The following is a 24,392-nucleotide window of genomic DNA, read 5'->3' as shown; positions in this document are numbered from 1 at the left end:
AAGCCACTCCTCGTGAATGATCACACTGCCAGATTGGCTTACCGGGATTGAATATTGCCTTCCTCGTCGGAGATGACGATTTCTACCCGACGATTTTGCTGGCGGCCGCTACTGGTGTCGTTGCTGGCCTTGGGATAGGCCTCGCCATACCCTACAACGTCAATGCGGCTGCTACTGACACCGTTTTCGGTAAGAGCAGCTTTGACTGACATGGCACGACGTTCGGACAGGCCCTGGTTATAGTCCTCCGCACCTGTGCTGTCGGTATAACCCTCGACACGCACCCGCCGACCAGGGTATTCATTCATGAATTCTGTCAGCTCTTGGATAGTGCGCTGAGCTGACGGTTTGAGATCTGCCTGGTTCAGGTCAAAGAGTACGTCTCCCAAGGTCAGAACCATGCCGCGGTCAGTCTCTTTTGCTTCCATTGCGAGCAGTTGCTCACGCAACCGCCGAGCTTCCGCCTGGGCTGATTGGGCTTCGCTGGTACGCATTTCCAGCACGAGCTGTTCGCGACGCTCTTCTGCGGAATCGATTTCTTGCTGCAGACGGGCGCGCTCACCCATTTCGTAAGCTATTTCAGCGTGGCGTTTGGCAAGATAGGCCACGTGTTCAATTTCTTCTTCGCTCGCATTTTCGGCCAGTAAAGCCTGGGCGCGATCCAGCTCGTTGCGGGCGCTGCGCAGCTCGGAAGGACCACTCCGTGCTACGTTGGGATCGTTCTCAATCTTGCTGTAAGCGAATTCGGCCTCGGTAACCATCTGATTTTCCGGGGGCGAACCAGCACAACCGACCATCAAAGCAGACAGCCCGACCGCGATTCCTAAAGACAGCTTTCTATTAATCATATTCATCTCCTTCTATCGGGCCTTACTGTTGCTCAGCCTGCATTTGCTGGCGAAGAGTTTCGATGTTCTGGTTCAGCTGCATGACGGCGTCTCTGGCCTTGTCCGTTTCCGACCGGGCACCGGCGAGTCGAGCATCAACTTCAGCCTGTTCAAGCAGCAATTCTGCCTCTTTATACCTTTCCTTCTCAATCAGTTCGCGAGCGTCTTCAACTTTGCTCTGTGCGTCGTTCAGGAGGATCGGATTAAACTCTCGGGCATCCGTTGCTTCGGCCCGCTGAATGGACGCCTCAGCAGTTGCAAGCTTGCCATCCGGTCTCGGCCCCGGTCCTGCGCACGCGGCGATGGTTACCGCCAACCCGACAATAACTGCAACTCGTCCCAAATATTGATGCGGCTTCATGCATGGACTCCTTTTTGTATATTTAACCAAATGTTACTCAGGACTATAGCAGTTGGATTACCCCACATTGTGAAAAAGCGGACAGGTAGCGTGAAAGACTGGACGTAAACGAGTCGTGAATATTAAATAAAATAAGTTAAGACATTGAATATGTTAATTAATAATATTCATTCACTATGAAGGGTTCGTCACCTTGGGGAGTTTGGGGCGTCGCACTGGCGAAGAGCCTAATCCGGGCTCGGCCGCGTCAAGAAATTTCCGATACTCGCGACCTGTAATATCCGCAGCCTTGATCTGCGGTTGTGTTAATCCAATGATAAGTTGAGATCCGGTGGTGGGTCTGATCGGGGCTTGAACGGGAGCGTACTAAACTACGATGAGATTCTCGGGGGTTTTCAATGACACGCTCCATTACCCGTCAAGCGCCAGCAACTGGCGCTGCCAGGCGATGGCGGGCACTGGAGCCACTTGAATGTGCGTGGCATCAACGATCTAAAGGCCCGACCACATGCTTCACCTCCAGGTAAGCACCCAACCCCCAAGGGCCAAGTTCGCGGCCAATACCGCTACGCTTGAAGCCGCCCCAGCCGGTTTCGGGCAGCACAAGTTGCTCGCTGTTGTACCAGATGCTACCGGCCTTGAGCTGGCGGCCAATGCGCCGTGCCCGTTTGGGGTCGCCACTAATGACCGTTGCCGCCAGGCCATAGGCACTATCGTTCGCTAGTCCTATCGCTTCTTCTTCGCTTGTCACGCTGCGCGAGCACAGCACGGGGCCGAAAATCTCCTCTTGCCACAAGCGACTCTCCACCGGTACATCACGGTATAGCGTCGGAGCCAGGAAATAGCCCCGGGCGGGCAAGGTGCGATGTTGCGCGCCGCGCACCACCGTTAGCCCCTCCTGTTCTGCCAGTGCCAAATAATGCTGCACCACTTCCCGCTGTTTGGCGCTGGTCAGCGGCCCCAGGTCGGTGTCTGCTGCTAATGGATCGCCCAGGGTTAAGGCATCCATGCGCTCTGCTAGCGCGGCGTAGAGCGCCTCCGCCACGCTTTCATGCACCAGCAAGCGTGAAGTCGCTGAGCAAATTTGCCCGGCATTGAAGTAGATGCCCGCCATTACCCAGTCGGCGGCTTGGGCGGGGTCGGCGTCTTCCATCACTAAAATTGGCGATTTCCCCCCTAGCTCAAGTGATACGCTGGCGGTGCGGGCAGCCGCTGACCGCATCACTGTTTCACCTACCCGGTTACTGCCCGTAAAGGAGATTTTATCCACACCGGGGTGGTTGGTAAGCGGCGCGCCAATACCGTCTCCATCTCCATTCAGCAGGTTTAACACTCCCGCGGGCAGATCGATTTCAAGAGCAAGCTCTGCCAATACTTGCTCGGGCAGTGGCGTGACCTCCGAAGGTTTTAGCACCGCTGTACAGCCGGCCGCCAGGGCGGGTGCCAACTTCCACGCGCTGGTGACAAGCGGGAAATTCCACGGTGTAATCAGCCCCACGACACCGACCGGGTCGTGATAGCAGCGAGCATCCACGCCTTCCATTGCCACACTAACGTGCCCACCCTGGCGAGCATCCAATGTCCTGGCCTGCTGGGCGTAGTAACGGTAGCAGGCAATCGCATCGTCCAGATCGATACCGGCCTCTGCTAATGGCTTACCGTTGTTGATGGCAGAAAGCGTTATCAATGTGTCCCGGCGGGCTTCCAGGCCGTCGGCAAACCCATCCAGATAGGCTGCTCGCCCAGCACCACCGAGCGCTTGCCAGCCTGGCTGCGCCTGTTGCGCTGCTTGCACGGCAGCCTGCACATCCTGCGAATCCCCCGCGGTGACTTGGGCAATACGCTCTTCGCGGTAAGGATTCATGACGTCGAGCATGCGTGTGCCTGACGACGCAACCCACTTGTTGTTGATAAACTGTTTATCGAGCAACGAAGATGGCTCCGCGTTGGAGGAAATAGACACTATTGTGGCTCCTTTAAAGGTCGTGTTGGCGAAACCAGTCATCGATAAGTTGCTTCAAATGCTGACCGCTGAAGCTAGGAAAATGGCCACCGTGCACAGTGCGTATCGGGAGTTCCCGTAGCCGACGCATACTGCTGGCATAATCGGCCAGGTCGCTGTGCCAGGTGTCTTCAATTAAGGGACCATCATAAATGAGATCGCCTGAAATCAGCGTTTGCGTAGACGCTTCCCAAAGGGCAATCCCACCGGGGGAATGACCTGGCGTATGAATCACCTCCCACCGCCGATTACCTAAATCCAGTATTTCGCCGTCTGCCAGGGGGCACACCAGTTGAGGTGCCGTAATGCGATAGCGGTCGTGGGAGTATGGTTTCGGCGGTAGGGCATCGAACATGTCGTCGCTAAGAAACTGGCCTGCCAGGGTACGCGTGTTGTCAGGTGAGGTAAGAATGTCAGCCTCGGCCACATGCACGTGGCAGCAGTTGAATTCGTGGGCAGCTCCGATATGGTCAAAGTGCGTATGGCTGGCGACGGCCAGCAAGTCGCGTTCGCTCAACAGTGCCACCTGCTGTCGCAGTGGAACTGCGCCCAGGCCAAAATCAACCACCATGCCACGCTTACTGCCTTGTACATGCCAAATATTGCAGCGATAAAAGGGCTTAATCCAGGGCTCGTCAATTAGCGTGATGCCATCGGCTTTGGCAGCAACACGATACCACTTATTATCGTGATCTATGTGTTTGAGACTCATGCAGGTACTCGCTTCGCTACGACAACTTTATTGACCACAAAATAAAGCGCGCCAGTTATGACGAAGACAGGTAGCGACGCACCAAACTCCAGTGGTGCAACCCAATTCCAGTAATAGGCTAAAAGCGCGCCGATCGCATAGCTGCCTATTGCAACCCAATTGAACGCTGGTAACAAACTGGCATTACGCATTAGCTGCGCTGATGTATAGCGGCTGCGATCCAAAAGATAGTAATCCACTATCATTAATGAGAAAGCAGGGATGAATACGCTGCCAATAATCAATAAAAAGGTTTGGAACTGGTCAAGGATACCCGGGATTAGCGCGCCGATAACTGATACCACCCCAATGAGCAGCGCTGGTTTCCAGAATGGTACTGTGGGTTTTACGCTCATAAACGAAAGCGTCGCGCTGTACACGCACATAACGTTAGTGGTCAATACCGAAAAGAAGATAACCAATGCGGCAGGCAGGCCAAAACCGAAACCACTGAGCAAGGCTGTTGGGTCATAGGTAGGCTCCATGCCGACCGTGATCGATAAAGCTGAGACCGTGGCACCTAACCCCATTGCGACTAGCGTCGCCACCACGTAACCACCCCATGTACCGACAATGGCGGCTTTTAGGGAGCGGCAGTGGCGATTGTAATCCGCGGCCAGAGGTATCCAGGAAAAAGCGGTCGCCACGACGATGTCAAAAACCACACCGCCGCCTAAAACACCTTCGGGTTCCAATTCGGTAATACTGGGCAAATCGTAGTGGCGATTCAGCCCGAAAAGCACCACTGCCGACAACCCCAACATCAGTAACGCAGCAATTTTCTCAACTTTTTCAATGCCTAAGTGACCACGCAGGGCGATGAGTACGACCACCGATTCACATACCACGGTGAATAACGCTACATTTGAGTAACCGGTCAGGCTTTCAACTGCATAATCAAGGCTCATCCCCGCTAATAAAGCTTGAATCCAACTCCAGGCAACCAATGCAAACAAATTAATACAGGCGGGAAAATTAGCGCCTTTTCTACCGAAGGTGCCTCGCGCTAGCACCATCGTGGTCATACCCGTTTGCTGACCCATGACACCGATCAAAACCAGTGGAATGATCCCCACAGCTGAGCCTACTAAGATCAACAACATAGCGTGCTGAAAAGACAAATCGGGCACCAAAAACATGCCGGTTAGAATGGTTGTGACGACCACATTAGCGCCTATCCACAGGGCGAACGTTCCGGGCAGCCCAAGGCTGCGGTCGACGTCTTCTGCTGACAGCGTATCCTGACCTAAAACACGATTAGCTTTCATTGTTATACCCTGGTTGTATAAGATTTTTTTGCCAGGCCGCGGCGTTGATTTCGATCAATAACGGCTCGGTTGATACGCGGTCGGCTAATGCCTTGGCAAGCTCTGCAGGGCTTTCCACCCGTGCACCCGGGCAGCCAAAGCCGCGGGCGAGCGTCAGGAAGTCGGGGGCCTTGAGATCCACGCCGAGGCGCTCGACACCGTGGGCGTCCATGAAGCGGCGTATCTCTTCATAGCCTGCGTTGTGCCACAGCACAATGACCACCGGCAAGCGCTCTTCCACGGCGGTGGCAAGCTCCGACAGGGTGAACATTACGCCGCCGTCGCCGACCAGAGCGACCACCGGCAGTGCCGGCTGGCCGAGCTGGGCGCCGAGGGCGGCCGGCAGGCCGTAGCCCAGGGTGCCGTAGCCCGTAGAAGCGTTGAAGTAGCGACGTGGTGCTGGCTGCGAGACCAAATGGTTACCGGCATACACCGGGGCCGTCGAGTCGCCGACCAGGATAGCCTCCGGCAGTGCTGTCTCAAGGACTGCATAGAGGGGAACAAAGGGCATGAAGGCCGGATCGTTGACCAGGTCCAGCGTGGCAAGGGCCAGCGCGGTGCGCCCCCGGCCGCCCTTGTGCATCGGGTGCGGCAGACGCTCTACCAGCAGCTCGAGGCTGCGGCCGGCGTCGCCCACCAGGCCAAGCGCCAGTGGCTGGTTGCGCACGAGCTGCTGGGCATCCAGGTCGATACGGATCAACCGGCCGGTCAGGGCGAAGCCGTCGTCGAACACCACGTCGTAATCCGTCTCGCCGAGTTCGGTGCCCACCGCCAGGATCACGTCGGCATTCGCCGCCAGCTCGCGTAGCGCCGGCAGGGCGGCGTTGGCGCCCAGGTCGAGTGGGTGGTGGCGGCCCAGCAGCCCCTTGGCATTGATCGTGGTCACCGTCGGCGCGTCGAGGCGCTCGACCAGCTGGCGTGCCGCGTCGGGGGCACCTACGCAGCCACCGCCGAGCAGCACCAGGGGGCGCTCGGCGGCCGTGAGCCAGTCGACTGCCTCGGCGAGACCTCGAGGGTCCGGCGCCGGGCGATACAGCATCGGCGGTTGCCATTGGCTCGGTATCGCAACCGGTGCATCGAACAGGTCGATGGGTATCTCAATATGCACGGGCCCGGGTCGCTCGTTACGAAACACCGTGAAGGCCCGGGCCAGCACTTCGGGCAGTTGGCAGGGATCAAGCAGCGTGTGGCTGAAGCACGAGACCCCGGCGATCAGCTGTTGCTGACTGGGCAGTTCATGCAGGCGTCCCTGACCCAGCCCCAGGGTATCGCGGCGGTTGACGCTCGAGATCACCAGCATAGGAATGGAATCGGCGAGTGCCTGACCCATTGCCGTGGCGATATTGGTCATCCCGGGCCCGGTGATGATAAAGCATACCCCGGGGCGCCCGGTGGCGCGTGCATAGCCGTCGGCCATGAAACCGGCGCCCTGCTCGTGGCGGGGGCTGACGTGGCGGATGCCAGCGGCCTCGCCCCCTTCCAGGCCACGATAGAGCTCCACGGTGTGCACCCCGGGGATGCCGAAGACGGTATCCACCCCGTAGGTGTCCCGCAGCAGACGAATGAGCAGTTCTGCACAGGTCATTTGGAGGTCCCTCATCCCACCAGCCAGTGGGCCATGACTACGATGATCGGCAGGGTGATGGCGGTGCGGATCAGGAAGATCGCCAGCAGCTCCCACAGCTTCAGCGGGATCTTGGACTTCAGCAGAAGAGCGCCGATTTCCGACATGTAGACCAGCTGGGTCAGCGACAGGCAGGCAATTACGAAACGCGTCAGCTCGCTCTCGATGTTGCTGCCCAGTACCGCTGGCAGGAACATGTCGGCGAAGCCCACCAGCATGGCGGGGGCCGCAGCTTTGGCTTCCGGCAGGCCCATCCACTCCAGTACCGGCACCATGGGCATCGACAACCAGGTGAACAGCGGCGTGAACTCGGCCAGGATCAGCGCCACGGTGCCGATGGCGATGACCAGCGGCAGCAGGCCGAAGAAGATATCGGCAACGTTGAACAGGGCGATGCGCAACAGTTTCCGCGGACCGGGGGCCGTCTCCGCGCGGGCCACGGCCATTTCCAGACTGTAGCGCAGCAGGCTCTGGTTGCCGGTGCGCTCCTCTTGCAGGCGGCAGCCCACCGGCTCGTAGTAGGTGTTCGGTTTGAGCGATAGCGGTGGCAACCGTGGCACGATCACCGCAGCTGCCAAACCGGCGACCACCACCGTCAGGTAGAAGGGCACAAAGAGGTGGTTGATGCCGATAAAAGTAGTGACCAGAATCGCGAAAGCAATGGAGACGATGGAGAAGTTGGTGGCGATGGCCGCCGCCTCACGGCAGTTGTAGAAGCCCTTCTCGTACTGCTGGGTGGTGATCAGCACCCCCACGGTACCCGACCCCATCCAGGAGGCCGTGGCATCGATGGCACTGCGGCCCGGCAGCCCGAAGATCCACCGGAAGGGGATGCGTAGCAGGCTACCGATGAACTCCATGAACCCGAAGTCGACCAAAAACGGCAGCAGGATGGCGGCAAAAAAGAAGAACGTGAGCAGAACCGGTGCCAGGTCGTTGAGCATCACGCCACCAGTGAAGGCGGCGGTAACGAACTCGGGGCCGACCTGAAAGTAGGTCATCAAGGCGAAGAGCGCGCCAAGGGCCCGCATTGCGACCCACAACGGCGCCACGTCGAACAGGTCCTTGAGCATGCTTTCCTGCGCCCAGCCTGGATGGGTGAACTTGACCACCAGGGTCAGTACTATGGACAGGCATAGTACTACCGTAGCGATAGCCGGCAGGGTATCCCCCAGCAGCGCCTTGAGCCCATCGGCGGCGAATCCCATGCCGATGTTAATGGTACCCCCCATCGAGAAGGGCACCAGGAACAGCAATACGCCGATTATTGATGGCAAGAGGAACTTGATCAGTCCGTGCTGGGATAGGGGGGCGCCCTCGAGCGCTATGTTGTCAGATGTATCGAGGGAGGATGTCATAAAGCACCTCAGATTGAATTATTGTTGTGCTATCGGCCTGGCCGGTAATCTTAATCACCGCGTTTCACGCCCGGCAGTACACAAAGCATTTCATAAAGCAGCGTGGCGCCCATAAGCGCGGTGTTGCCGCTGGGGTCATAGGGTGGTGATACTTCCACCAGATCGCCCCCCACGATGTTCAGGCCTGCAGCACCACGAACAATTTCCAATCCTTGTGTGGAAGTCAGTCCCCCCATTTCCACTGTGCCAGTACCGGGAGCAACCGAGGGGTCCAAGCCATCAATATCGAAGCTGATGTATACCGGGATGTCGCCCATCTGCTCGCGTACTTGTTGCATGAGTGGTGCCAGCGAGCGGTACCAGCATTCCTCTGCGGTTACCACGCGAAAACCCTGCTCGCGACACCAATCGAAATCCTCAGGAGCGTAGCCGGTGCCGCGCAGGCCAATTTGTACCACCTTCCCCTGGGCCAATAAGCCTTCTTCCTGTGCGCGGCGGAAAGGCGTGCCATGAGCAATTCGTTCACCGAACATATGCTCGTTCACATCGGCGTGGGCGTCGATATGAATCAACCCTACCGGGCCATGCTTTTTAGCCATCGCCCGCAGAATCGGCAGTGTCACGGTGTGTTCGCCACCGAGGGTGAGCGGAATGCAGTTGTGTTGGAGTACGTCATCGTAAAACGCGGTGATGATGTCGACACTTTTCAGCAGATTGAAGGTATTGATCGGCACGTCACCGATGTCGGCTACTTGCAGGCTTTCAAAGGGCGCTGCGCGGGTCGCCATGTTATAGGGGCGTAGCATGCGCGACTCATCACGGATCTGGCGCGGCCCAAGACGGGTACCAGGTCGATTAGAGGTGCCAATATCCATGGGGATGCCAATAAAAGCGGCATCTAACCGGGCGGCATTCTCTTGGGTTGGCAGCCGCATCATGGTGGCGGGGCCAGCAAAGCGCGGCATGCTGTTACCGCCCAGCGGCTGATTGAATTCTGACATATACATCTCCTTGGCCTTGGTTTGAAATTATTAAGTCGCTCTGCAAGCGCTCTTACACATTTCCTGAAATTCTTCAGTGCACAGGCCATGCCAGGTCGCCACTACCGCCAATAGGTAGATTTACCCAGTATTTGATGCAAAAATGCATCAAATGAGCAGCCCATCAATTCAATTATGCATCGGCGATGCATAATTGAATCACTTAAAGAGCATGTTGCCATGACTGAAATCGACAGATGCGTACTGCAGACGATTGTGGAGACAGCCAACGATCACTTCTTTATTGTCAGTGGCGATGGGCGGGTATTGGATATTAGCCCCGGGGCCGAAGCGGTCTACGGGGTATCCCGGGAAGAGCTGCTTTCCAGCAGCGTTCAACAGTTGCAAGCCACGGGCGTGCTCAAGCCGTCTATTAGCATGGAAGTGATACGCACACGAAGGCCCGCTCAACTTATGCAGGTGACCGGGACTGGCCGCCGCGTCATCGCCGAGGCTTACCCTGTGTTCGTGAATGGTAAGCTGGAGCGCGTTATCAGCCGCTCGCGGGATTTAACCGACCTGCAGCTACTACAAGACGAATACGCCCTGTTGCAGAAACGCTTCAGCGAACATTTGAAGCGCAGCCAGGCAGCCCCCGATGCGGAAGAACAGGCGCTGGACGACGCACTCGACAACCTGAAGGTGAGAAGTCACGTCATGCGTGAAATTGCGCTACTGCTTAAGCGGGTCGCGCCCTCGGATGCCAATGTGCTGATGCTCGGTGAATCCGGTGTTGGCAAGACTGCCTTTGCCAAACAGCTTCACCGCTGGAGTCAGCGTTGTGATGGCCCATTTATTGAAGTCAATTGCGCAACGATTCCCGACAACCTGTTCGAGTCCGAGATGTTCGGCTATCAGCCAGGCGCCTTCAGTGGCGCGGCGAGGCATGGCAAAGCAGGGCTATTAGAACAAGCCGAAGGCGGCACGCTATTCCTCGATGAGATCGGCGAGCTGCCACTGCTTATGCAGACTAAACTGCTCAAAGTCATTCAGGATGGCAGTTTGACCCGTTTGGGCGATACGCGCCCACGTCGAGTCGATTTTCGTTTGGTGGTGGCGACCAATCAAAATCTGGGCAAACAGGTAGAGGCTGGCCTCTTTCGCCTGGATCTTTACTATCGCCTCAACGTTATTCCTATCACCTTGCCGCCGCTACGCGACCGCCGCGAAGATATTCCGGATCTTGTCGAAGCCTGCCTGAAACGACTTAATCAGCGCTATGGGCGTCAAAAAATTCTCGACACCCGCGTTTGGTCGACGTTGATGGGCAGTGAGTGGCCGGGCAACGTACGCGAACTTGAAAACTGGTTAGAAAGGGCCTGGCTTTCAAGCCCCACTGATCAAATTGAAGTGCCTGCATTCCATTCGCAAGCGGAGCAGCAACCGGCAAGCTTCCCGAGCGCCTCCACCTTACCCGGGACCGCCCCATTAGAAACCCACGAAACACTCAAGCAGTATCTCGCTCGGCTGGAGCGTGAAACCCTGGAGCAACTCAGCAGAACGCTGCCGAGCACCTATGCCATCGCCGAGCGACTCGGCATCAGCCAATCCAGCGTGGTCCGTAGGCTGCAGCGCTACGGCATCAAAGTCGTCAAATAAATTTTCAGTTTGTCATAACAACCAACAGTTGCAGTCGAGAATTAACTGAGGGCTTCCAGGGACGCCTCGATAATGCTCAAGCCCTCTTCCAGCACGGCGGATGAGACCGTCAGCGGTACCAGAATCCGAATGCTGTTGCCGTAGAAGCCGCAGGAGAGCAGGATCAAGCCTTTCTCACGCGCGCTGGCGCAGAGCTTCTGGGTAAGGCCGGTGTCGGGCTGACCTTCGCTATCGAGCAGTTCAAAGGCGGCCATGGCGCCTAGCTGGCGGCCGTGAGCCACAGCGGGGAAGCGGTCTTCCCAAACCGTGAAACGCTCGGCCAGCATCCTGCCCATCTGTTCGCTGCGCGCCAGGATATTTTCTTCCTCGATGACTTCAATCACCGCCAGCGCCGCCGCGCAAGAAAGCGGGTTGCCGCTGTAGGTGCCACCCAGGGAGTTGGGACCAGAGGCGTCCATCAGCTTGGCCGTCCCTACCACCGCAGACAGCGGCATGCCGTTGGCCAGGCTCTTGGCGGTGGTTAGAAGATCCGCCTCGATGCCGCTATGCTCAAGGGCAAACAGCTTGCCTGTACGTGCAAAGCCCGACTGTACTTCGTCGGCAATCAGTAAGATGCCGTGCTCGTCACACAGCACACGCAGCGCTTTCAGGTAGCCTGGTGAGGCAATGTAAAAACCGCCTTCGCCCTGAACCGGCTCAATCACAATGGCGGCGGTGCGGTGTGGGGCAATGTCGGTCTTGAACAGCGTGCGAATGGCATTAAGCGACGCCTCTTCGCTGATACCGTGCAGCGGGTTGGGGAATGGCGCACGGAACACGTCACCCGGCATGGGGCCGAAGTCGTTCTTGTAGGGCAGTACTTTACCGGTCATGGCCAGCGTCATCATGGTGCGGCCGTGAAAGGCGCCATCGAAAGTGATAATGCCGGTTCGTCCCGTCGCTGCGCGGGCAATCTTCACGGCGTTTTCCAGCGCTTCGGCGCCGGTATTCACCAGCATCGCCTTGCGCTCGGGCCCACGTACCGGGGTCAATTCACAGAGTTTTTGGCACAGCTGCACGTAGGGCGCGTAGGAGATGACCGCTGCGCTGGTGTGCATCACTTTCTTGAGCTGAGCTTCCACGGCAGCGACGATCTTCGGATGGCGATGCCCTAAGTTAAGCACGCCAATGCCGCCCGCAAAGTCAATCCAACGGTTGCCATCGGCATCCCACAGCTCGGCATTTTCGGCGTACTCAGCAAACTGCGTGGTCGGCGTCGCGGCACCGTTGGCCACAAAGCGGTTTTTCAGTTCGTTCAATTCCTGGTTTGTCATTTCTCGTTACCTTTTATTTAAAGACCGCCGATGCAGACGTACTTCAACTCGGTGAATTCATCCAACCCGTGGTGGGAGCCTTCGCGGCCCAGACCTGACTCCTTCACGCCGCCAAACGGCGCAAGCTCGGTGGAAATCAGCCCCTCATTGACGCCTACCATGCCGTACTCCAGCTTTTCCATGGTTCGCCAAATGCGGCGGTAGTCCGTGGTGTAAAAGTAGGCGGCCAGGCCGAACGGCGTAGCGTTGGCCATTTCAATGGCCTCGTCATCACGCTGAAAGCGAAACACCGGCGCCACAGGGCCAAAGGTCTCTTCAGCGGCCACCACCATGCGGGTTGTGACATCCGCCAGCACCGTGGGGGTAAAGAACCGCTCGCCCGCCCCATGAGGTTCCCCACCGCAAAGTAAGCGCGCGCCCTGGTTAACGGCGTCATCCACATGGCGCTGCACTTTATCTACCGCGGCTTGGTTGATTAGCGGGCCAATGGTGCTTCCCTCAGTCAGGCCATCGCCCACTTTCAGCGCTTTCACACGTTCGGTGAGCTTAGTGACAAAGGCATCATAGATACCGTCCTGCACCAGGAAGCGATTAGTACATACGCAAGTCTGTCCCGCATTGCGGAACTTGGAGACAATCGCGCCTTCCACGGCGGCCTCCACATCGGCATCGTCGAACACGATAAACGGTGCATTGCCGCCAAGCTCCATGGCGGCTTTTTTTACCGTGCTGGCACACTGGGCGAGCAGGCGTTTGCCTACTGGGGTCGAGCCGGTAAACGAGACTTTGCGCACCCGTGGGTCGGTGGTCAGCACCTCGCCCACTGCCGCAGGCGAAGATGCCGTAATCACGTTGATCGTGCCCGCGGGCAAACCGGCTTCGAGCGCTAAATAGGCGGCGGCCAGGGCCGTTAGCGGCGTAGCTTCGGCAGGCTTGATGACCACCGTGCAACCCGCGGCGAGGGCAGGCCCACATTTGCGGGTAATCATCGCCAGCGGGAAGTTCCACGGCGTAATGGCCGCGACCACGCCGACCGGCTCACGCAGGACCAATAAACGTTTATCCGCGCCATGGCTGGGCAGCGTTTCCCCGGCCATGCGCTTGGCTTCTTCGGCAAAAAACTCGATAAAGGATGCGCCGTAGGTGACTTCACCCCGCGCCTCGGCCAGCGGTTTGCCTTGCTCTAACGTCATCAGACGAGCAAGCTCATCGGCATGTTGGGTAATCAACTCAAACCAGCGGCGCAACACAGCTGAACGCTGTTTCACCGGGGTGGCGCGCCAGGCACCACCGGCATTGTAGGCTGCGGCCACCGCGTCTCGGGCATCATCGGCCCCCATATCGGCCACCCGCGCCAATACTTTGCCACTGGCAGGGTTATCCACGGGGAAGGTGTGCTCACCGGTGCGCCACTCGTTGCCAATCAGGCAGGGAACGGCATCGTGCAGCCACTGTTCGATAAAGCTCATACTGCTCTCCTGAGTTGCGTGATGGGCTGGCAACGTAACAGTGAAAGACACGCCAATGCATGCACCACTTTTAAGTTAGACCAGACCACTTTTGCATATTGGAAAACTCAGCCAGACGGGACACTAGCTGAAAAGACCCCCACGACAACGTTGAGAGTGAGAACATCGCGGCATGGAACAGGAAAAAGTATTGCAACAGCTGGATAACCTATTCAGCCGGCAGTCCTCAACATTAAGCAAGCAAGTACGCGTTGAGCAGACACTCAGGCAGGCTGTTACACAAATATGGTCAGGTGCTACGCGCCTACCCGGGCACAGAACGCTTGCCAAGACGCTGAGTATCTCCAGACATACACTGGCAGGGGCAATCAACACGTTAATTAAAGAGGAGCTTCTGGTAACCCACCATGGTAAGGGTACCTGGTCGACCCACCGCGCTTCTGATATCCCCTCAGAAACACCTGAACCCCGCCTTTCTCTGCGGGCTCAGCGAGTGCTCCGGGATCCCGGGGCTGGCATGGTACAAAGTGGCTCTTTCGTACCTGGTATTCCTGATATTGCCAGGTTTCCGATTCGTAAATGGCGACAACTGTACGCGAGTGTGACAGTACCCCAGAATGCCCTGTTGCTCTCTTATTCTACGGGTGGTTATGGCCCTCTTAAGAGAGCCATCCGCGATTTTTTACAGCGCTGGCGTCGCATTGATTGCGACATCGAACAAATTATCATTACCGACGGTACCCATAACGGGATGCAGCTTTGCGCTATGGCTCTCGCTGATGCGGGGGATACAGTGGCGATAGAATCGCCCTGCTACTGGGGGGCCCGTAAAGTGTTTACCGCCTCCAACCTTGAGCTTGAAATGATTTCGTGGACACCTGGCACCGGCCATGTACTTCCTGAGTCATCCAGGCCAATTCAGTTAGCCTACCTGATGGGGGGGCATCATTATCCCCTCAGCGTACCCACATGCATTGAGGACAAGCGCCATTTATGCCAAGCGCTTGACCCCGCCTATATTATTGAAGATGACTACGAGTTCAGTCAGGACGATCACGTCAACCTACTCTTTGACCCCCGGTCTGACCGCCATATATTGGCGGGCTCGTTTTCTAAAATGATATTTCCTGGCTTGCGTTTGGGATACCTGGTGGTTCCGAAACACCTCGCCTCCCCTCTCAACCGATTGCGCAGCGAGCTTTTCCGCGAAGGCCGTATGCTTGATCAGGCAGTGTTGGCACAATTCATATTTGACGGTGACCTGGATGCTTGGTGTCGACGCATACAAAGGGAGTATCTGGGGCGTCAGCAAGTCGTTCACGATCATCTCAAGAGATTACCTAATGTGCGCCATATCTCGCCACCCAGCCACGCTATTAGTTTGTGCATTGAGTTTGAATCCCAGGTTGACGATGTAGCTATTGCCAGGTCACTTCTGAAAGAGCACTTGGTGGTACGGCCGTTAAGCACCGTATGCGCCGATACAGATCTGCGTTCAGGACTTATCCTGGGAGTTGGTATGCTCTCGGGAGAGACGTTGAAACATGAAGTTAAACGTTTAATAAGGCACCTCAACCTCTTAATAAAATGATGGAAGAGATGCTCGCCCCCTGAGCGAGAGCGAGCGGGAATCGCTTCGCCGGTTTTGACCTGCGCCACCTTGTTGAGCCACTGACAGCTGAACTTGACGTCAGGTTTGGTTTTTGATGATCATGAAACCAACACCGCCCCGGAAGAAAGCAATTCGCAAGCGTAACGCACTACTGCATGCCGTTTTCGGGAAACTCTCCAGTCAGGACTTTGCAGGGACCACGGCAAAATCCCTCGCGGATGGTGCGGGCGTCGCCACTGGCCCCTTTTGCCAATACTTCCACAACAGGGACGATGTGCCGTTGGAGGTCACCCGTCAACGGTTTGCGAACTTGCAGCAACATCAGAACAACAACAATACGTGAGGCGGATATGAGCGATACACCTTGGGACTACCTGATTCAGGGCGCAAAGGTTTTTGACGGCAGCGGCGCGCCAATGCCACCGATTGAAGACATTGCCATTGCCGAGGGCCGGATCGCCGCCCGGGGGCCGAACCTGGACGCCAGTCTTGCGCGCAAGACCATAGATGGCAGCGAACGTTGGGCCATGCCCGGCCTGTTTGATATCCATACCCACTATGACCTTGAGCTGGAAGTCGCACCGGGCCTGCCGGAATCCGTCCGTCATGGCACCACCACCGTGGTGATTGCCAATTGCAGCCTGGGTCTGGCGTTCGGCTCGCAACGCAGGGCCGGCGCCGACCCGATCGTGGACTGCTATGCCCGGGTTGAGAACATCCCCAAGTCAGTGCTGCGGGCAACGGCGGATAAAGTCGACTGGGACAACCCCAAGGCTTACCTGGAGCATTTGCACACACTCCGCCTCGGGCCGAATCTGGTCACAATGGTGCCTCATTCGATGTTGAGAATCGAGGTCATGGGTTTTGAGGCAAGCGTCTCCCGGGACCCGACCGAGGATGAGCTTCAGGCCATGGAAGCCTTGCTGGCACAGGCCCTGGATGACGGTTATGCCGGCTTCTCCACCGATGCCTTGCCGTTCCACTATCTGGCCAATCAGCCCAACACCCACAAGACCATACCGACGCAGTTTGCCAAGTATTCCGAAATCAAAAGGCTGACCGAGGTGGTGCGCCAGAAAGGCGCGGTCTGGCAGGCAACACCTCCGAAAGACAGCACCATCGGCACCATCAAGACCTTCCTGCTCAGCTGTGGCCGTCTCCATGGCAAGCCGCTGAAAACCACGGTGGTGGCGGCGCTGGACGTGCAAAGCAACCGCAAGATCGTGCGCCTGGCCAGGCTGCTTGCCCGGGTGTTGAATTCACGACTGCTCAAGGGGGATTTTCACCTCCAGGCCCTGGCCGCGCCCTTCAAGGTGTGGTCGGATGGCGCCGTGACGCCACTGTCTGAAGAAATCGCCGAGCTTCGTACCCTGAACGAGGTCGAGCTGGAAGACCGCGACACCCGCATGAAGATCCTGAACGATCCGGACTACATCCAACGCTTCAAGACCATGTGGATGACCGGCAAAAGCGGCTTTGGCCTCGCTCGCCTCAAACGTCTGCTGAGGCTGGAAGACTATGCCTTCAATCGCACCCTGGCGGATATGACCGTTGACGTCTGCCCGCTCGCGGATTGGCAGGGCCTCGACTTCGAGGCGGTCTTTGATCGCGTCAAGGCATTCAACGCCGGTGACAAGGCCTCGTTCAGCGATGCCGAGCAGGCCGTCATGGCCGGATACTTTGCCGAGGCCCGGGACGAGGGCGATTTCATGCTCGGGATGTTGCGGGCGTTTGACCGCCGGCTGAGCTGGTATACCGTGTCCGCCAACCGGGACGAAGCCGTGGTGCGCAAGCTGCTGATGGACCCGCAGCTGTTACCCGGATTCAACGACAGCGGCGCGCACCTGACCAATATGGCGTTCTACGATGGCAACCTTCGGGCCCTCAAGCTGGCCTCGGATGGCGGCGATGAAGATGTCGCTTATATGGTAAAGCGCCTGACCCGGGACCCTGCCCGGGTTTTTGGCGTCAAGGGCGGCAGCATCGAGGTGGGGGATCAGGCCGACATTACACTGATCGACCCCTTCGCCTTGCGCCGGTTCGATCACCACAACAGCGTCCGGCGCCAGTTCCGTGAAGAGTTCCAGCACGAACAGCTGGTGAACCGGTCTGATGGTGTGGTGCCTATGGTGATGATCGCCGGTCATCCGGCCTGGAGCGGCGACCGGTTCGAACAAGCGCTGGGGCAGGAGAAAATGGGCACCGTGCTGGCGACCACATTCTGATCACCTGCGGACCCGGAGGCTGGACTGCCCTTTGGACCTTGTTTTGACGCGGATCAATATCCGGACGCGGGTTGTCTCCTAAGCTGATGCATAAGTTCCCTCCGGGCCGGGTACGGTTCCGATCAGCAAAGGAGCGCAACAATGACCATGATGAAAGCGGCGATTTTTGTCGAACCAGGCCGCATTGAGCTGGCGGACAAGAAAATTCCGGATATCGGCCCGAATGACGCCCTCATACGCATTACCACCACGACCATTTGCGGCACTGATGTCCACATCATGAAAGGGGAGTACCCGGTGGCTCCCGGTCTGACGGTGGGACATGAGCCGGTTGGCATTATTGAAAAACTCGGCGCCAATGTACGCGGCTATGAGGAGGGTCAACGAGTCATCGCCGGTGCCATCTGTCCGGGTTTTACCTCCTACGCCTGTCAGGATGGTCATTCTGCCCAGGACGGGGGCCATCAGCATGCTCACGGTTATAAACCCATGGGCGGTTGGCGGTTCGGTAATACTATTGATGGCGTCCAGGCCGAGTTTGCCCTGGTGCCTGATGCCGAAGCCAACCTGACTCCGGTACCGGATGGTTTGACCGACGAGCAGGTGCTGATGTGTCCGGACATTATGTCGACCGGGTTTGCCGGGGCCGAAAGTGCCAATATCAAGATCGGTGACCTGGTGGCGATTTTCGCTCAGGGTCCTATCGGCTTGTGCGCGACCGCCGGGGCCAGGCTACGGGGCGCCAGCCAGATCATCGTGGTGGATGGTATCGAGGAACGCCTGAATGTTGCCCGTTCAATGGGCGCTGACATTACCCTTAATTTCAACAAAGTGGACGTGGTCGGTGAAATTCTGAAACTCACCGGCGGGCGTGGGGTCGATGCGTCGATCGAGGCGCTCGGCCTGCAGTCCACCTTCGAGGCGGCGTTGCGAGTATTGAAGCCGGGCGGCACGCTTTCCAGCCTGGGGGTGTATTCCAGTGACCTGACAATTCCGCTCGGCGCTTTACATGCCGGATTGGGGGATCACAGGATTGTGACCTCCCTGTGCCCCGGAGGAAAGGAGCGCATGCGACGGCTGATCAACATCGTGGCGTCCGGGCGGGTCGATTTCAGCGGATTGGTTACGCATCAATTCCGGCTCGACGATATTGTGGCCGCCTATGACCTGTTCTCCCACCAGCGCGATGGCGTGCTGAAAGTGGCCATCACCACCGGCTAGCGATGGCGTTCACAGCCCGAATACCCAGCCCATCAAGGCATAGCCAAGCAGGGTGACCACCACAATACCGACCAGGTTCAGCAAGAACCCGGCATTGATCATGGTACCAATGCGCAGATGACCACTGCCAAACACGATAGCGTTGGGCGGGGTAGCTACCGGCATCATAAAAGCGCAACTGGCCGCGATCGCTGCCGGCACCGCCAGCAGCACCGGAGACAGGTCCTGGGAGATCGCCAGGGCGCCCATCAGCGGGAGGAAGGCCGCCGCAGTGGCCGTGTTACTGGTGACTTCGGTCAGGAAAATAATCACTGCTGTCACCAGCGCGATCATCAGTAGCACGGGGAGTACACCGATGACAGAAAGGCTCTCGGCAATCCACTGTGCCAAACCGGAACTGCTGATCGCACTGGCCATCGCCAGACCACCGCCGAACAACAGCAGCACCCCCCAGGGTATTTGCTCGGCGGTTTCCCAGTTCATGATGAATTCACCCCGGCTACGGTCAACCGGAATCAGAAACAGCAATAGTGCCGCTGTAATTGCGATGATGGTGTCGTCGAGCCAGGGCAGCAGGCTGTCTGACACCAGCGGTTGGAGTATCCAGGCGGCGGCTGTCAGCGCAAACACCACACCAATCAGTTTTTCACCCCGGCTCAGGGGGCCAAGGTCGTGAAGTTGTTCGCGCATCAACTGGCTACTTCCGGAGTCCTTCCCAAAGTCAAAGCCGGCCCGGGTGAGCCACCACCAGATGACGATCAGCATAACCAGGGAGACAGGAACCCCCACCAGCATCCATTGGGCGAAGCCCACGTTAATTTCGTGGTTATCCGCCAGGTAGGCCGCCAGCAAAGCGTTCGGAGGGGTTCCGATCAGCGTGGCGATGCCACCGACGCTGGCGGAATAGGCTACTGCGAGCAACAGGGCAGAGGCAAAGCGGCGCACGGCATTGTGGTTATCACTGTCGATCATGTTGATGACCGATAACCCGATCGGCAGCATCATGATAGTGGTGGCGGTATTGCTGACCCACATGCTGAGAAATGCAGTGGCGAGCATAAAGCCGGCTATCTGCCGTTTTGGCTGATTACCAACCGCCAGCAGCGTCGCCAGAGCAATACGCTTGTGCAGGTTCCAGCGCTGCATCGCCAGTCCCAGGGTAAATCCCCCGAGGAAAAGAAAAATAATCGGGTTGGCGTAGGGCGTGGTGGCCTCCCTGATCGATCCAATACCCAGGGCCGGAATCAGGCAGATCGGCAACAGCGCGGTGGCCGGGATAGGGATGGCTTCGGTAGCCCACCAGGTGGCCATCAGCAGCATCATGCCCAGGGCGGCCCAGGCTTCTTCGCTCATGCCTTCCGGCGCTGAAGTGAGCAGGGTAAAAAGCAGGAAAACCGGCCCCAGAGCCAATCCGATCACTCGGGATAGGGGTAAGCCGTCTTGTTCAGGGCACTTACTTGAATCCGTCATGGTAGAACTCTGCTCCAGCTGGCGGGGCTTGAGGTCAGGACACGATTACCCTTGAGCCTGCCCGTAAGCCTAGCCGCAATAACCATGAACAGAAAGTCAGTATCCGAGGTGTTCAGCCGTACCCGGCGGTGAATACCAGCCCCAGAACCACCGGCATAACTACCAGGCTTCCGAGGTTGCCGATCAGTACCAGAGAGGCAACCTTGTGAGGCTCCTGCTGGTATTGTTCGGCCACCATGTAGTTGAGTACCGCCGGTGGCAAGGCTGCGAACACCCACAAAGCCGCCAGTTGCAGGCCCTGAAGATCGAGCAGGTAGATCAGCGGCCAAGCCAGTATCAGACCGCTGGCGGGGCAGGCGACCGCACCCAGCAACCCGGTTTTCCAGTCGCTGAAGTCCACATCCAGCATGCGCACGCCGAGCGTGAACAGCATCAGCGGGATGCAGACGCCACCGAGCATGTTGAGGGCTTCAAGGGACCAGTCCGGCATCGGCAGGCCGCTCATGTTGACCGTGAGGCCGGCGATGCTGGCGATCACTACGGGAATCTTCAGCAGCCGCCAGACCGGGGTTTGCGGGTTCAGCATTTTCAGGCCGACGGAAAAGTGCAGCAGCATTTCCACAATAAACAGCACGACCGCAGCGGGCAGCGCGGCTTCTCCGAAGGCCAGCACCAATACCGGTATCCCCATGTTGCCGGAATTATTGAACATCATCGGTGGCAGGAAGGTACGAATATCCAAATTGAAGAAACGTGCCACCGGCCAGAGCAGCAATCCCGAACCCAGCACCACCACAGCGGCGGCAAGGGCAAGCGTGGCATACTCCTGCAGCGGCGCCTGTTGGTCCGCCAGCACGGCGAACACCAGCATTGGCACAAACAGCTCCATGTTCAGGGTGTTCAGGCCCTTGATGTCCGGGCTGCGATAGCGGCCATATAGGGTGCCGCAGGCGGTAATCAGGAACACCGGCAACATGGTGGAAAGAATCTGGGCAAGCATGGGTTACCGCTCCGGGTGGTATCGCGGACTGCAACGGGTAAATAGCTGGTTGGTTAGCTTCGCAAGTATCCGCCAGTCTGAGCAAACCCGATGACTTCGTCATTGCGACTTAAGTGGAAGGCGGGGTGTTCCGGTTTTTCCTTACCCCGCTTTTCGCAAGGGCTGACACCTGGGTGCTCAAAACCTGTACAATCCCTGCTTTTCCGCGCCGTCCTTTGGGCCGCGCTTCACTGTAAATGGATTCCTTCGTTGATTTCTACTGCCAATATCACCATGCAATTCGGGGCCAAGCCCCTGTTCGAAAACGTTTCGGTCAAATTCAACAACGGTAACCGGTATGGTCTGATCGGTGCCAACGGCTCAGGCAAATCCACCTTCATGAAAATTATGGGGGGTGACCTCGAGCCGTCCGGCGGTCAGGTTATGCTGGAGCCTAATGTCCGTCTCGGTAAGCTGCGGCAAGATCAGTTTGCTTTCGAGCATTGCTCGGTAATCGACACGGTCATCATGGGCCACGAAGAGCTCTGGCAGGTGAAAGCCGAGCGTGACCGCATCTATTCGCTGGCAGAAATGAGCGAAGAAGACGGCATGGCGGTGGCGGACCTGGAAGTTCAGTTTGCTGAACTGGATGGCTACACTGCCGAATCCCGTGCCGGCGAACTGCTGCTGGGGCTGGAAATCCCGCTGGCGCAGCACGAGGGACCGATGAGTGCGCTGGCACCCGGCTGGAAGCTTCGGGTGCTGCTGGCCCAGGCACTGTTCTCGGACCCCGATGTACTGCTGCTGGACGAGCCTACCAACCACCTGGACATCAATACCATCCGCTGGCTGGAAGGTATCCTGATTGCCCGTAACAGCACCATGGTGATTATCTCCCACGACCGCCACTTCCTGAACAGCGTCTGCACTCACATGGCAGACCTGGATTATCGCGAGCTGCGGCTGTTTCCGGGCAACTACGATGAATACATGACGGCAGCCACCCAGGCTCGCGAGCGCATGCTGTCGGACAACGCCAAGAAGAAGGCCCAGATTGCAGAGCTACAGCAGTTTGTCAGCCGCTTCTCTGCGAATGCCTCCAAGGCCAAGCAAGCAACCTCCCGGGCCCGCCAGATCGACAAGATTCAGCTCGAAGACGTCAAGCCGTCCAGTCGCATCAGCCCGTTCATTCGGTTCGAGCAAACCAAGAAGCTGCACCGCCAGGCGGTGACCCTGAAGAACCTGTCAAAAGGTTTCGATGACGAGCCGGTGTTGTCAAAACTGGACCTGCAGGTCGAAGCCGGGGAGCGGGTAGCCATCATTGGCCCCAACGGCATTGGTAAAACGACCCTGCTGCAGTGCATGTCGGGCAAACTGGCGCCGGATCAGGGCGAAGTCAAATGGACCGACAGCGCCGACGTGGGTTACTACGCCCAGGACCACACCGAGGACTTTGCCGCCGACGACAATCTCAGCGAGTGGATGGCGCAGTGGACCACCGGCGGTGAACAACTGGTTCGAGGCACCCTGGGCCGGATGCTGTTTTCCGGTGATGACATCGAAAAATCGGTGCGGGTAATATCCGGTGGTGAACAGGGCCGCATGCTGTTCGGCAAACTGATTTTGCAAAAGCCCAACGTGCTGTTGATGGACGAGCCCACCAACCACCTGGACATGGAATCCATCGAAGCGCTGAACCTGGCCCTGGAAAACTACCCCGGCACGCTGATTTTTGTCAGCCACGACCGGGAGTTCGTGTCGTCACTGGCCACCCGCATCGTCGAGTTGAATGCGGACGGCATCACTGATTTCAGTGGCAGCTATGACGAATACTTGCGCAGTCAGGGTCATATCTGATCGGACCCGTGGTACCTGCCCAGTTCCGGATAGTCCGCTCGCTTGAACCCCGGCGAGCACTGGAAAGCGTCGGGCCCGATAATCCGGTCAGACCGAGGGCAAATTGGGGCGGCGTCGACCACAGATTGAGGGGCAGGATGTGACCGCAGATTTTGATCAGGAGTTGCCACGAGAGCACACCGGCAGTGTCAAGTTTGATGCCCGTCAGGCGGTATTCGGCACTGATGATGTCATTCCAATGTGGGTGGCGGATATGGATTTTGCCGTTCCGGAGGCCATCAGCCGGGCGCTGATGATGAGGGCGAGCCACCCGGTGTTCGGTTATAGCCTGTTCCCGGACAGTCTCTACGAAGCAATGATCCGGTGGTTTCAAACCCGCCAGGAGTGGACTATCGAGCGGGACTGGATACTGATGGCACCCGGTGTGGTGCCCTCTTTGCATGGGGCCGCGATGGCGTTTGCCGGCCCGGGCGAGGGGATTATCATCCAGCCCCCGGTGTATCCGCCCTTTTTCAGCTCGGTGAAAAAAACCCGAAGGCGCCTGATTGAAAACCCGCTGGTACTTGAGAACGGGCGCTATCGGATGGATCTCGACCATCTTGAGCGTTGTGCCGCCGACGCCCGCGTGCTGTTTCTCTGTTCACCCCACAACCCGGTAGGCCGGGTGTGGGACCGGAATGAACTGGAAGCGGTGCTGGCCATCGCCCGCCGCCATGATCTGACCATTGTCTCGGACGATGTCCACTGCGATCTCGTTTATCCGGGAGCGACCCACACCATGCTCGCCGGATTAGCGACCGCGCAGGACAAGCTGGTCACTGCAGTCGCGCCCAGCAAGACTTTCAACATTGCCGGCCTCGGATTATCCGCGCTGGTGGTGCCGGATCCGACTCTGCGTCATGGGTTGAAACAGGTATTCGAATCCATGCACATGGCACAGGCCAATCCGTTCAGTGTGGCGGCGTTTGAGGCGGCGTACCGGGAAGGCGGGCCCTGGCTGGACGAGCTGTTGGCGTATTTGCAGGAAAACTACCGGTTTGCCTGTGACTACCTGCGAGATCATGTGCCGCAGATCGAACTGATCGAGCCTCAGGGGACCTATCTGTTGTGGCTGGATTGCCGGAAACTCGGGCTGGCCGATGACGAGCTGAAGGCCTTTTTTATCCAGCGCGCCAAGGTCGGAATGAATCCCGGGAGCAGTTTCGGTGAGGGCGGTAGTGGCTTTATGCGGATGAATATCGGTACCCGCCGGGCGGTTCTGGTTCAGGCACTGGATCAGATCCAACGCGCGGTCAGCGCCTTGCGCTGAATGCAGTG

19 protein-coding genes are annotated in these 24,392 nt (G+C 57.9%); 7 read left to right on the top strand and 12 right to left on the bottom strand.

The genetic code is table 11. The features are described from left to right. Window positions 1–38: 38 nt before the first annotated feature. From F6Y09_RS04360 to speB, 8 genes are all read right to left on the bottom strand, one after another. Window positions 39–848, bottom strand: coding sequence for an OmpA family protein (locus F6Y09_RS04360; RefSeq protein WP_152205668.1), 810 nt, complete (start codon window positions 846–848; stop codon window positions 39–41). A 22-nt stretch (window positions 849–870) separates the two neighbouring features. Next, a complete protein-coding gene (locus tag F6Y09_RS04355) occupies window positions 871–1,248 on the bottom strand; it encodes a DUF4398 domain-containing protein (protein ID WP_152205667.1) in 378 nt (125 codons plus the stop codon). A 484-nt stretch (window positions 1,249–1,732) separates the two neighbouring features. Continuing rightward, window positions 1,733–3,211: an aldehyde dehydrogenase family protein gene (locus F6Y09_RS04350; RefSeq protein ID WP_246180295.1), complete on the bottom strand. Its 1,479-nt coding sequence runs from the start codon at window positions 3,209–3,211 to the stop codon at window positions 1,733–1,735. A 13-nt stretch (window positions 3,212–3,224) separates the two neighbouring features. Further along, on the bottom strand, window positions 3,225–3,962 hold the full coding sequence (locus F6Y09_RS04345; protein ID WP_152205665.1) for an MBL fold metallo-hydrolase: 738 nt from the start codon (window positions 3,960–3,962) through the stop codon (window positions 3,225–3,227). After that, the gene (locus F6Y09_RS04340; protein WP_152205664.1) at window positions 3,959–5,269 is read right to left on the bottom strand and encodes a purine-cytosine permease family protein; all 1,311 of its coding nucleotides are present in this window, start codon (window positions 5,267–5,269) and stop codon (window positions 3,959–3,961) included. The genes F6Y09_RS04345 and F6Y09_RS04340 overlap by 4 nt, the downstream gene beginning before the upstream one ends. Beyond that, window positions 5,259–6,893 (bottom strand): 5-guanidino-2-oxopentanoate decarboxylase, encoded by a 1,635-nt coding sequence (locus F6Y09_RS04335; RefSeq protein WP_152205663.1) that lies wholly within the window; start codon window positions 6,891–6,893, stop codon window positions 5,259–5,261. The genes F6Y09_RS04340 and F6Y09_RS04335 overlap by 11 nt, the downstream gene beginning before the upstream one ends. Window positions 6,894–6,904: 11 nt before the next feature. Next, complete coding sequence (locus tag F6Y09_RS04330) at window positions 6,905–8,290, bottom strand: YjiH family protein (protein WP_152205662.1); 1,386 nt, start codon at window positions 8,288–8,290, stop codon at window positions 6,905–6,907. 50 nt (window positions 8,291–8,340) lie between these two features. After that, entirely contained in the window at window positions 8,341–9,291 is a 951-nt protein-coding gene (gene speB, locus F6Y09_RS04325; RefSeq protein WP_152205661.1) for an agmatinase, read from the bottom strand. Between the two features lie 219 nt (window positions 9,292–9,510). Between speB and F6Y09_RS04320 the strand changes: the two genes are divergently transcribed. Beyond that, window positions 9,511–10,929: a sigma-54 interaction domain-containing protein gene (locus F6Y09_RS04320; RefSeq protein ID WP_152205660.1), complete on the top strand. Its 1,419-nt coding sequence runs from the start codon at window positions 9,511–9,513 to the stop codon at window positions 10,927–10,929. A gap of 41 nt (window positions 10,930–10,970) precedes the next feature. Here the strand turns inward: F6Y09_RS04320 and gabT are convergent, their stop codons facing one another. Continuing rightward, window positions 10,971–12,242 (bottom strand): 4-aminobutyrate--2-oxoglutarate transaminase, encoded by a 1,272-nt coding sequence (gene gabT / locus F6Y09_RS04315; RefSeq protein ID WP_152205659.1) that lies wholly within the window; start codon window positions 12,240–12,242, stop codon window positions 10,971–10,973. Between the two features lie 17 nt (window positions 12,243–12,259). Continuing rightward, window positions 12,260–13,711: an NAD-dependent succinate-semialdehyde dehydrogenase gene (locus tag F6Y09_RS04310; protein ID WP_152205658.1), complete on the bottom strand. Its 1,452-nt coding sequence runs from the start codon at window positions 13,709–13,711 to the stop codon at window positions 12,260–12,262. Between the two features lie 172 nt (window positions 13,712–13,883). Here F6Y09_RS04310 and F6Y09_RS04305 point away from each other — a divergent pair, with 172 nt between their 5' ends. The 4 genes from F6Y09_RS04305 (at window position 13,884) to F6Y09_RS04290 (ending at window position 18,769) form a co-directional block, all read left to right on the top strand. Further along, the gene (locus tag F6Y09_RS04305; protein ID WP_152205657.1) at window positions 13,884–15,302 is read left to right on the top strand and encodes an aminotransferase-like domain-containing protein; all 1,419 of its coding nucleotides are present in this window, start codon (window positions 13,884–13,886) and stop codon (window positions 15,300–15,302) included. A 115-nt stretch (window positions 15,303–15,417) separates the two neighbouring features. Then, entirely contained in the window at window positions 15,418–15,666 is a 249-nt protein-coding gene (locus tag F6Y09_RS04300) for a TetR/AcrR family transcriptional regulator (RefSeq protein WP_152205656.1), read from the top strand. Between the two features lie 7 nt (window positions 15,667–15,673). Then, window positions 15,674–17,548 (top strand): N-acyl-D-amino-acid deacylase family protein, encoded by a 1,875-nt coding sequence (locus tag F6Y09_RS04295; protein WP_152205655.1) that lies wholly within the window; start codon window positions 15,674–15,676, stop codon window positions 17,546–17,548. A gap of 141 nt (window positions 17,549–17,689) precedes the next feature. Beyond that, a complete protein-coding gene (locus tag F6Y09_RS04290; RefSeq protein WP_152205654.1) occupies window positions 17,690–18,769 on the top strand; it encodes an NAD(P)-dependent alcohol dehydrogenase in 1,080 nt (359 codons plus the stop codon). Between the two features lie 9 nt (window positions 18,770–18,778). On the opposite strand, the gene F6Y09_RS04285 is transcribed toward F6Y09_RS04290, so the two are convergent. Both F6Y09_RS04285 and F6Y09_RS04280 read right to left on the bottom strand, forming a co-directional pair. Next, window positions 18,779–20,239, bottom strand: a complete 1,461-nt coding sequence (locus F6Y09_RS04285) for an SLC13 family permease (protein WP_152205653.1) — start codon at window positions 20,237–20,239, stop codon at window positions 18,779–18,781. A gap of 112 nt (window positions 20,240–20,351) precedes the next feature. Continuing rightward, window positions 20,352–21,239: an AEC family transporter gene (locus F6Y09_RS04280; protein ID WP_152205652.1), complete on the bottom strand. Its 888-nt coding sequence runs from the start codon at window positions 21,237–21,239 to the stop codon at window positions 20,352–20,354. Window positions 21,240–21,488: 249 nt separating this feature from the next. On the opposite strand from F6Y09_RS04280, the gene F6Y09_RS04275 reads away from it, so the two are divergent. Then, complete coding sequence (locus tag F6Y09_RS04275; protein WP_152205651.1) at window positions 21,489–23,075, top strand: ABC-F family ATPase; 1,587 nt, start codon at window positions 21,489–21,491, stop codon at window positions 23,073–23,075. Window positions 23,076–23,214: 139 nt separating this feature from the next. Beyond that, a complete protein-coding gene (locus tag F6Y09_RS04270) occupies window positions 23,215–24,384 on the top strand; it encodes a MalY/PatB family protein (protein ID WP_152205650.1) in 1,170 nt (389 codons plus the stop codon). Window positions 24,385–24,392 lie beyond the last annotated feature (8 nt).

Source organism: Marinobacter changyiensis (assembly GCF_009193265.1).
Classification (GTDB): domain Bacteria; phylum Pseudomonadota; class Gammaproteobacteria; order Pseudomonadales; family Oleiphilaceae; genus Marinobacter; species Marinobacter changyiensis.
This window is presented reverse-complemented; position numbering and strand designations above follow the sequence as displayed.